Source organism: Cupriavidus sp. FW305-F7, assembly GCF_058782875.1.
This window is the reverse complement of sequence record NZ_JBYSYC010000036.1, coordinates 82815-91394: the sequence shown is the minus strand read 5'-3', so window position 1 is coordinate 91394 and position 8580 is coordinate 82815. Positions and strand designations below refer to the sequence as shown.

The 8580-nt window shown below is 59.9% G+C and carries 8 protein-coding genes; 7 read left to right on the top strand and 1 reads right to left on the bottom strand.

The genetic code is table 11. The features are described from left to right. The 4 genes from AC3WL8_RS28295 to AC3WL8_RS28280 all read left to right on the top strand — a co-directional run. Positions 1 to 1105 (top strand): alpha/beta hydrolase (locus AC3WL8_RS28295; RefSeq protein WP_492379313.1); only part of this gene is annotated, 1105 nt, incomplete at its 5' end. 492 nt (positions 1106 to 1597) lie between these two features. Further along, complete coding sequence (locus AC3WL8_RS28290) at positions 1598 to 2656, top strand: porin (protein ID WP_492379312.1); 1059 nt, start codon at positions 1598 to 1600, stop codon at positions 2654 to 2656. A 98-nt stretch (positions 2657 to 2754) separates the two neighbouring features. Further along, the gene (locus tag AC3WL8_RS28285; RefSeq protein WP_492379311.1) at positions 2755 to 3342 is read left to right on the top strand and encodes a carboxymuconolactone decarboxylase family protein; all 588 of its coding nucleotides are present in this window, start codon (positions 2755 to 2757) and stop codon (positions 3340 to 3342) included. A gap of 12 nt (positions 3343 to 3354) precedes the next feature. Continuing rightward, a complete protein-coding gene (locus AC3WL8_RS28280) occupies positions 3355 to 3876 on the top strand; it encodes a carboxymuconolactone decarboxylase family protein (protein ID WP_492379310.1) in 522 nt (173 codons plus the stop codon). A gap of 65 nt (positions 3877 to 3941) precedes the next feature. Here AC3WL8_RS28280 and AC3WL8_RS28275 read toward each other — a convergent pair whose 3' ends face one another. Next, the gene (locus AC3WL8_RS28275; RefSeq protein ID WP_492379309.1) at positions 3942 to 4715 is read right to left on the bottom strand and encodes an IclR family transcriptional regulator; all 774 of its coding nucleotides are present in this window, start codon (positions 4713 to 4715) and stop codon (positions 3942 to 3944) included. A 162-nt stretch (positions 4716 to 4877) separates the two neighbouring features. On the opposite strand from AC3WL8_RS28275, the gene AC3WL8_RS28270 reads away from it, so the two are divergent. From AC3WL8_RS28270 to AC3WL8_RS28260, 3 genes are read left to right on the top strand one after another with little or no spacing between them, the layout of a single operon-like run. Beyond that, complete coding sequence (locus tag AC3WL8_RS28270; RefSeq protein WP_492379319.1) at positions 4878 to 5912, top strand: Bug family tripartite tricarboxylate transporter substrate binding protein; 1035 nt, start codon at positions 4878 to 4880, stop codon at positions 5910 to 5912. A 16-nt stretch (positions 5913 to 5928) separates the two neighbouring features. Continuing rightward, complete coding sequence (locus tag AC3WL8_RS28265; protein WP_492379308.1) at positions 5929 to 7344, top strand: MmgE/PrpD family protein; 1416 nt, start codon at positions 5929 to 5931, stop codon at positions 7342 to 7344. A gap of 26 nt (positions 7345 to 7370) precedes the next feature. Beyond that, the gene (locus tag AC3WL8_RS28260) at positions 7371 to 8567 is read left to right on the top strand and encodes a CaiB/BaiF CoA transferase family protein (protein ID WP_492379307.1); all 1197 of its coding nucleotides are present in this window, start codon (positions 7371 to 7373) and stop codon (positions 8565 to 8567) included. Positions 8568 to 8580 lie beyond the last annotated feature (13 nt).

Below are 8580 nucleotides of genomic sequence, written 5' to 3'. Positions count from 1 at the left end.
CGGCCTACAAGGCTCAGATCACGACTATGCCGCTGACGCCGAGCAACGTCCTGAAGCTGATGGGCGTGGTGGGGACGGATTCCTGAGATTGGTGCGGATGCGGCAGGATAGGCAATGGATAATTCCGGAGGCGTCGATGTTGTCTGAAAATCTGAAAACCCTGTGTCGCCGTATCATTCTGGCAGGCGCAGTCGGAGTTGGCCTGCTATCTCTCCAACCGGCAAACGCTTTGGCCGCAGATGCCATTGCTTCAATGACGGAACTGTTTGTAGGTGAGCCGACGCACCAGATGTACGTCCAGCACTGGCGCGCGGCACCTGGGCGCGCTCCGGCGAAGGGAAGCGTCATCATGGTCCACGGTGGGTCGCATACCGGGACGGCATGGACTACGACTCCGGACGGCAGGCCGGGCTGGGCGTTGCTATTCGCGAATCGTGGTTGGGATGTCTATGTCGTGGACTGGCCGGGAGTAGGCCGATCCGGTACTCGGCCGGAAAACTTGGCGGATACGCCTGCGGATCTTGTCAATGCACTGGCTCTGCTGCTGGAGCGGACCGGGCCATCGGTTCTCGTGGGCCATAGCATCGGCGCCGCTGTCGCGCTCAAGCTCACCGAGCGCCATCCGGAGTCCATTCTCGCTGTCGCCGCCCTGGCTCCGGCGTCGGTAGAGAGCGTCGGTAGCATTGTCCCGCCTTCCCCACTTGACAAGTTCTCCGGGACCACGCGTGAAGGCGCTCGGCAACGCTTTGCCAATTCCGCAAAGTTCCCTGAAGCCGCTTTTGACCGCTATTTCGCTTCTCTCGTCTTGTATGGCCCACGTATCCGCAATGCGGCCATCGGCCTCACCGACGAACTGAAGCTCGATCGTTCCAAAACCGGACTCTGGAACAAACGTGTCCCGACGCTCGTCCTTGCCGCAGAGGATGACATGACTGTGCCGCCTACGCGCATGGCAGAAACCACAAGGGTGATGGGTGTGCCGATGACCATGCTCGGCCGGGATTGGAGTATGCCCGGGCACGGCCACCTCTTCATTGTGGAGCTCGAAAGCGAGGCGATTGCTGGTCGGGTGGAGGAATGGCTCGCCATTGCGCTCAGGCGGTAATCTGGTCGAGCCTGGCAGCGAGTAGCTCATCTTCGTTGTGTGCAATGCGCCCCGTGAGCCGCGCTTTCCCGACGTCATCATGACTTGTCGCAGAGTTGCTGTGCGAATGCAACTGGGGGAGCTCTGCCGGCGAGTTCGATTAGCGTAGAGCTACGAAGGTCCACTTACAAGCATTCGCCCGCATGCCCGGCGTTCTTTGCGCGATGGCCGCGAAGATGCATGGTGCATGAAGTCTCTTCTGCGCATTGCTCGTCAGCACCGTCCTGGTGAAACTCGGCACCGTCGATCATTTTTGGTGACGCACAAAGAGTGCGTATGCCCAGTGTGAGTGCGGCCTTCTTCGTCCTGGCAAAATAGCTACATATCGTATTGACATACATACTAACCGTAGCTAAAGTTTTTTCGTCGTATCAGGAAGGGAAGACTCCTGAAACTACAGCGCGATCCAACGAGCCAGCAACAAAGAACTAGCCACAGGAGTGAGGGAACAGCATGCGTAAGACAGTCACGGCACTGATCGCCATTAGTGCCGCAGGGATTCCTTTTGCCGCGCAGGCCGATGTAACGCTGTACGGCCTGATCGACACGACCATCCGATTTTCCACCAACGAGAATGCAGCGGGTGACAGCAAGTGGCAGATGTCGGACGGTCTGATTACCGGTAGCCGTTGGGGTATTCGCGGCACCGAGGACCTCGGCAACAACCTCAAGGCCTGGTACATCCTCGAGTCGGGCTTTGCGCCGGATACCGGTGCGAGCCTGCAGGGGGGCCGCCTTTTCGGTCGCTTCGCGGTAGTCGGCCTGGACGGCGATTTTGGCAAGATTGTATTCGGACGGCAGTACACGCTCGCCAGCGAGATCATCGGTTCCTACGATGCCTTGTCAGTGCCCAATCACGGCATTGTCGGCTTCCAGGGGGGGAACTATACGGGGCTGCGCTACGACAACACCGCCAAGTACATCAAGTCTTTCGGGCCACTGCAAGTAGCGGCTGCATACACGTTTGGAGAAGTGGCAGGAAACTTCTCGGGCAACAATGCCACCGCCGGCTCTTTGGTCTACAGCTCTGGGCCGCTGGAGATCGGAGGAGTTTATCAGGTCACTCATGACGTCTCGACTGCCTACTTCGGCGCGGTGCCGCCATCCCAGGCCAGCAAGCAAACATTCTGGAGCATTGGCGGGACCTATAAAGCATCACGCACGCAGTACTTTCTCGGTTACACGAACAATCGCCTTGATGTAGCTGACTACCGCAATGACCTGGTTTATGCGGGCATGCGCTTCAATCTGACGGGAGCGCTGACTCTCGTGGGCGCGTTCAACTACGATTGGCTTCAGCATGCTGGCCAGGGTGGCAAGCGGTTATCAACGGCAGCGATGCTGGACTATAACTTCAGCAAGCGTACGGACGTCTACCTGGAAGTTGACTACACGCATCTGCGCGGTGCCTGGGTGGCCTTGAATGGCTCGCCTGGTTTCATCAGCAGCGCAAACACTTTTGGCAATAGTACGCGCCTTGGCATGATGGCGGGCCTGCGTCACAAGTTCTAATGGCATTGACCGTGCTCCATTGGTTCAAGAAACCATCAACTTCTGCGATGAACTGATCGCTTTTCGGCAATGAATCTCGATAACTTTAGAGAACGCTCATGACACGCTATCCCCCCATTGCGCCTGAAGACATGTACTACGAGCAGAAGCGCGTATTCCAGGCAGTTTCCAGCCGCCGCAAGCCATCGGCCTCGTCAGAGGGCGGCGTCGAGGGGCCCTTCGTGCCGCTGGTGCACGTGCCCGGCATCCTCGATCGTCTGCAATCCCTTGGCGAATACTGCCGCTTTCATACTGCCATCCCGCCAAAGCTGCGAGAGCTCGCCATCATCATCACAGCGCGCCATATCGCTGCACAGCTCGAGTTTCATGTGCATGCCATGGAGGCCCGCGAATTTGGCCTGGCAGAAGAGGCAATCGAAGCGATCGCTGCCAGGCGCCGTCCCGCGGTGATGGATGACGACGAGGCGCTTGTCTACGACTTCGCCACGGCCTTGTTCGCAGAGGGCCGCGTATCCGATGATTTGTTCGATCGCGCGGCGGGGCGGTTTGGCAAGGCAGCGATCATCGACCTGATTGCGACCTGCGGTTACTACGCGACGCTAGGATTGGTCATTAACGTCGCGAAGCCGGCAACACCCGCATTCCTGGAAGGGTTCATTCCGGCCTTTCCTGTTCCGAACGACTGAAGGAGTTTCCCAATGCGATTTCCAGAGCTAGCACCAGACGACATGACGCCAAGACAGCGCGAGGTCGCCGCGGCGATCGGCGAGCGACGGGTCGGTGGCCTTAGCGGCCCATATATGCCACTCCTCTACTCGCCGGAAGTTGCAGACCGCGCACAGTTGCTGGGGGATTACCTTCGCTTCAATCTGAGGGTTCCCGAACGTCTGCGGGTTCTCGCCGTCCTGGTGGCCGCTGGTCGGCACCGGGGCACCGACGCTGCCTCATTCTTGCACCTGGATACCGTCCAGGAATCCGGGCTCGCGGCGTCGACTATCAGCGCTTTGTGCAACGGGCACCGACCCGACGGGATGACTTCGGATGAGGAGATGGTCTACGAATATTGCATGGAGCTGACGCGATCTGGCCGGGTCAAGGGTGTCACATACGACAAGCTGTCGGCTCGCCTTGGCGCCGAGATTTGCCTGGAGCTTGTTGCGGTCTGCGGATACGCGTCGTTTCTCACCATGGTGATTAACGTGACGGAATCCCCAATCTGAAAGAGGGCAATTTGTCTCTCATCGGGGGTGTGGCGTCTCGCCCTGGCGGCACTCCCGAGGCAAGCTCAATGCGCCAACCCTGCCGACACGCGCTCAATGGTGGCGGCGCATTGCATGAGCAATGGCGCGACGCGTTGGTGCAGGATCCGCTCTGGCAGTTGATCCGCAGGACCGCCGCAGGAAAGGGTCATGCGCCGGCCAAGGTGCGCAAGATTCAGCATGACGCTGATGCTGTGATTGCTGGGCCTGATCTCCCCAAGAGAGGTGCAATAGCCCTGGTTGCGGTACGAGTAGATTGCGTGGTCGAATTCGCTGCGCAACGTGCCTAGTTTGCCGTCGTCGCCATGCGCCAGATGCGCAACAATCTTCTCCTGCTCGCCGTCACTGCAAGAAGCCATGTACGCCCGCCCCATGGCCCGTCGCGGAAGCGCATATCGATAGCCCACATAGCTCGGTGCGGGAATGTCGGGATTGGTGCATGCGCGCTGCACGACAGTGAGGCCATAGCTCTCATATACCGTAAGTAACACTCGCGTGCCCAACCGATTGGCCAGCTCCGCCATATGCGGAACGATGTCCTCGGCCAACCGGGTTCCTGCCAATGCAGCTGGTTGCAGCGACAGCACACAAAGGCCTAGCCGGTACGCGACGGCGTTTGCATCGTAGTCCAGGTATCCCACCTTGACCAGGGTATGGGTAAGGCGAGAGATGGTCGACCGCGGCATGCCAGTCATCCGAGCCAATGCGCTGTTTGTCAGCAGTGGCTGATCAGGTGTGAAGCAGCGCAAGATATCGAGTCCGTGCGATAGGGCAACTACAAACTGTGGATCCTTCGTCATGTTGGAGCCTCCACCGTGGCGAGATCCGGTCGTTAATGCCGGCTCGCTTTCTCTTACGACACCCCCACCAGGCATTGGTGGTCAACCATTCTAGTTCCTCAGTGAGTGGGGCGTCATCATGGCTAACCCGAATCATTCCGCAGCTCGGAATCCGCTTTGACGGTGACAGAGCTGGCGACCACTATTCCAACATTGGTGAACGGTCAACCGTTCGTGATATCGGCAACCCGCAAGGAAACCATGAAGACGCTTGGCAAACTTTTGCTGCTCATCGCGGCGCTTGTTCCGTCCGTTGGCAGTGCACAGACCTATCCCACCAAGATGGTGACCATCGTCGTACCCTTCCCGGCAGGCGGAAGCAACGACGCCATTGCCCGTTATCTGGCCGACGGACTCGGGAGAATGTGGAAGCAGACCGTCATCGTCGAGAATCGCCCAGGCGGTGGTTCTTCCATCGGTGCAGCCAACGTCGCAAAGTCGCCGGCGGACGGGTACAAGATGGTTCTGGTTTCCAGCTCGTATACCACGAACGCCGCGACCCGAACGGACCAGCCGTTTGATCCAATCAAGGACCTTCGGCCGGCCAGCATGGTCGCTCGAGGTCATGTCGCTGTCGTCACCGGGACACGGGTTCCGATTTCGACCCTTGCGGATTTGGCTCGGGAGGCGAAGGCGAGGCCTATCTTCTACGGCACGGCAGGAATTGGCAGCAGCCAGCACTTCAACGCCGAGCTCTTGAACGACGCCATGGGTATCCAGATGCAGAGCGTCCCATACAAGGGCGGGCAGGAAGCTCTGATCGACCTCGCCGGCGGACGCATCGACGTGGTCGTCGGCACCCTCGGCGGTTTGCTCCCTTACATCAATTCCGGCAAGGCTAAGCCCATCGCCGTTCTAAGCAAATCCCGATCCGCAGCGCTGCCGAACGTGCCCACCACCGTGGAGGCTGGATATCCCGCTGCGATTGCAGAAAACTACTTTGCCATGTTTGTCCCGGGGGGTACGCCTGATGCCATCGTGAACAAGATCAACCGTGACATCAGGACGATCACCCACACGCAGGAAGGACGTGACTTCCTCGCCAAGATGGACGGTGAACCGACGGAACTGACGGCCGCTGAAGTCTCGTCCCATGTGAAGAAGGAAATCGATTACTGGTCGAAGTTGGCTAAGAAGTTAAATATCGCCGCGAAATAAAGGAAGAGTTGCCACCATGCATATGTCCGACGCACCCGATGCATCGCCTGATTTCGCCATGCTCTACGCGCAGTTTTCGTCCGCCCTGAGCTTCTCCGAAATTCCGCGGCCGGTCATCGCTGCAGCAAAGCTCAACATCTTCGACACCCTGGCTTGTTCCATCGCAGGCTTCAAAGCCGCCGGAGTCCAAGAAGTCCTCGATATCGTCCGCGATTGGGGCGGCAAGGCGGAGGCTGACGTTCTCTGGACTGACCTTCGGGTGCCGGCGCCTCACGCGGCCTGGATCAACGGCATCATGGCCCACGCCTGCGATTACGACGATACGCACGATAAGGCCATCCTCCACGGCGGCATTTCAGTCGTGCCCGCAGCGCTTGCAGCCGTGGGCCTGGCCAATCACAAGGTTACCGGCAAGGAGTTCTATGCCGCAGTGGTCACTGGCCTGGAGCTGATCTGCCGGTTGGGGGTTGCTACCCGCATCGGGCTGATCCAGGCCGGGTTCATTTATAGCGGGCTGTTTGCGCATTTCGCCGCGGCCGCGGCAGCAGCGCGCATCCTGCGCTTGCCTGCGAAGGAGACGCTTAATGCGATCGGCATCGCTTACTCGCAGGCGGCGGGGACCCATCAGGTCACGCGAGACGGCGCATTGACCAAGCGCATGCAGCCAGGCTTCGGCGCCCGGTCCGGGCTTACCGCAGTCGTCATGGCGCGCAAAGGCCTGACCGGTGCGCAGCGCATCTTCGAAGGGCCGGATGGTCTCTCACGTACGTATCTCCAGTCCGAGCTGGATGCAGACGTGTTGCGCGAGGGGTTGGGTCGGCGCTGGCATCTGGAAGACCTGGCTTACAAGCCCTATCCGTGTTGCCGAATGAATCATTGTGCGATCGATGCGGCGCTGCAGCTGCGCACTCAACCCGGATTCGACTGGACCAGAGTGACCGACATCCGCGTCTATACCAATACGCAAGGCAACCAGGCCGTGGGGCAGCATCGTGAGGCCAACACCGTCGTGCAGGCGCAGTTCAGCATTCGCTACAACATTGCCTGTGCGCTGGTGAATGGCGCTGTCGGGCTTTCCGACTTCACGTCCGAGGCGCTCTCGCGGCCTGCGGTGCGCACGCTCGCGGCGCGAGTCACGCCGTTGGTCGCGGAAGACATTGAACGCAGCGCTGGCCGCAACGTGACGCCCGCGCGCGTCGAGGCGGTCATTGACGACCAGGTGTTCTCTGCGCAGGTCGACGAAGCCAAGGGCGGTCTGCAGAGACCGATGTCCGCCGAAGACCTGCGGTGCAAGCTTGAGGATTGCCTGGACTTTGGTGGCTTCGACTCCAGCCGCGCAAGCGCCTTTGACGCGGCGATCGAGCGTCTCGAGGACTCCGACGACGTGGCGGTCGAAATCAGGCGAATGATCGGCGGCGTTCTGAATCGCTGAGGAACCTTTACAGGGATCTTATTTAAATGCAAGCAAACGCTAAGCCTCTCTCCGGCATCCGCATTCTCGACGCCGCGACTTTCCTGGCCGCGCCATACGCGGCGTCTCTTCTGTCCGAGTACGGGGCCGAGGTTATCAAGGTGGAACAGCCAAGCGGTGACACCATGCGGGGAATACCACCCCTTCGCGGTGACGTCTCTGTTTGGTGGAAGGTCATCGCGCGCAACCGTCAGAGCGTTGCCCTGGACTTGAATACGGAAGATGGCAGGGCGGTTTTCAAACAGCTCGCCGCCCAGTGCGATGTGGTGGTCATGAACTTCCGACCTGCGGCGTTGAAGAAGTGGGGCCTGGAATTCGAAGACCTGGTCAATTGCCGCAAGGACATTGTCTTCTATCACCTTACCGCGTTTGGAGCCGGCCCTTATGAACAGCGACCGGGCTTCGCGCGCGTTGCCGAAGCGTATGCGGGCCTGACTAGCCGGACAGGTTTTCCCGGGGGGCCTCCTGTGCAATCTGGCTACGCGATGCTTGGCGACGGCATCGCAGGTATTTACGGTGCGTTTGCTCTCATGCTGGCGTTGCGGCAACGGGACCAAACGGGGCAGCCGCAAAAGGTGGATCTGGGACTCTACGAGCCTCTGCTGAGCCTGATGGAGGACATGATCGTCACCTACGACGAGACTGGTTCACGGATGGAGCGAATGGGCAACGCCAGCCCTAGATGGGCGCCGCACGGCCTGTTCCCGACCAAGGATGGGCTCTACGCCATCCTTGCGTGTTCGACGGAAAAGCTGTGGCGACAACTGCGCGCCGCGATGCAGGACGAATCGCTGGCCGTCTACGACAACGATGCGGCCGGCCGGGTCGCGAACCGCGCCGAACTCGAGGCGCGGATCAGCGAGTGGACCCGGTGCCATGATCTTTCCGACCTCCTTGAGGTCTGCGGCAAGGCGGGCCTGGCGGTCGGTCCGATCTATTCCGCAGCGGAAATCGTCAAGGATCCGCACATCATTGCGCGCGGATCGATCATCACGCTGGATGATCCCGAAACCGGCAAGCCCATCCGCATGGCATCGCCAGCTGGGCGGTTCTCTGGCTTCAAGGGGGAGGTGCGCAGCGTCGGCCCGAAGGTGGGGGAGCACACAGACAGCGTTCTTTCAGAATTGCTTGGCCTGGCACCGGCGCAGATCAGCGCGCTGCGGGACAAGGGTGTGATCAAGTGATTCGAGGAGTATG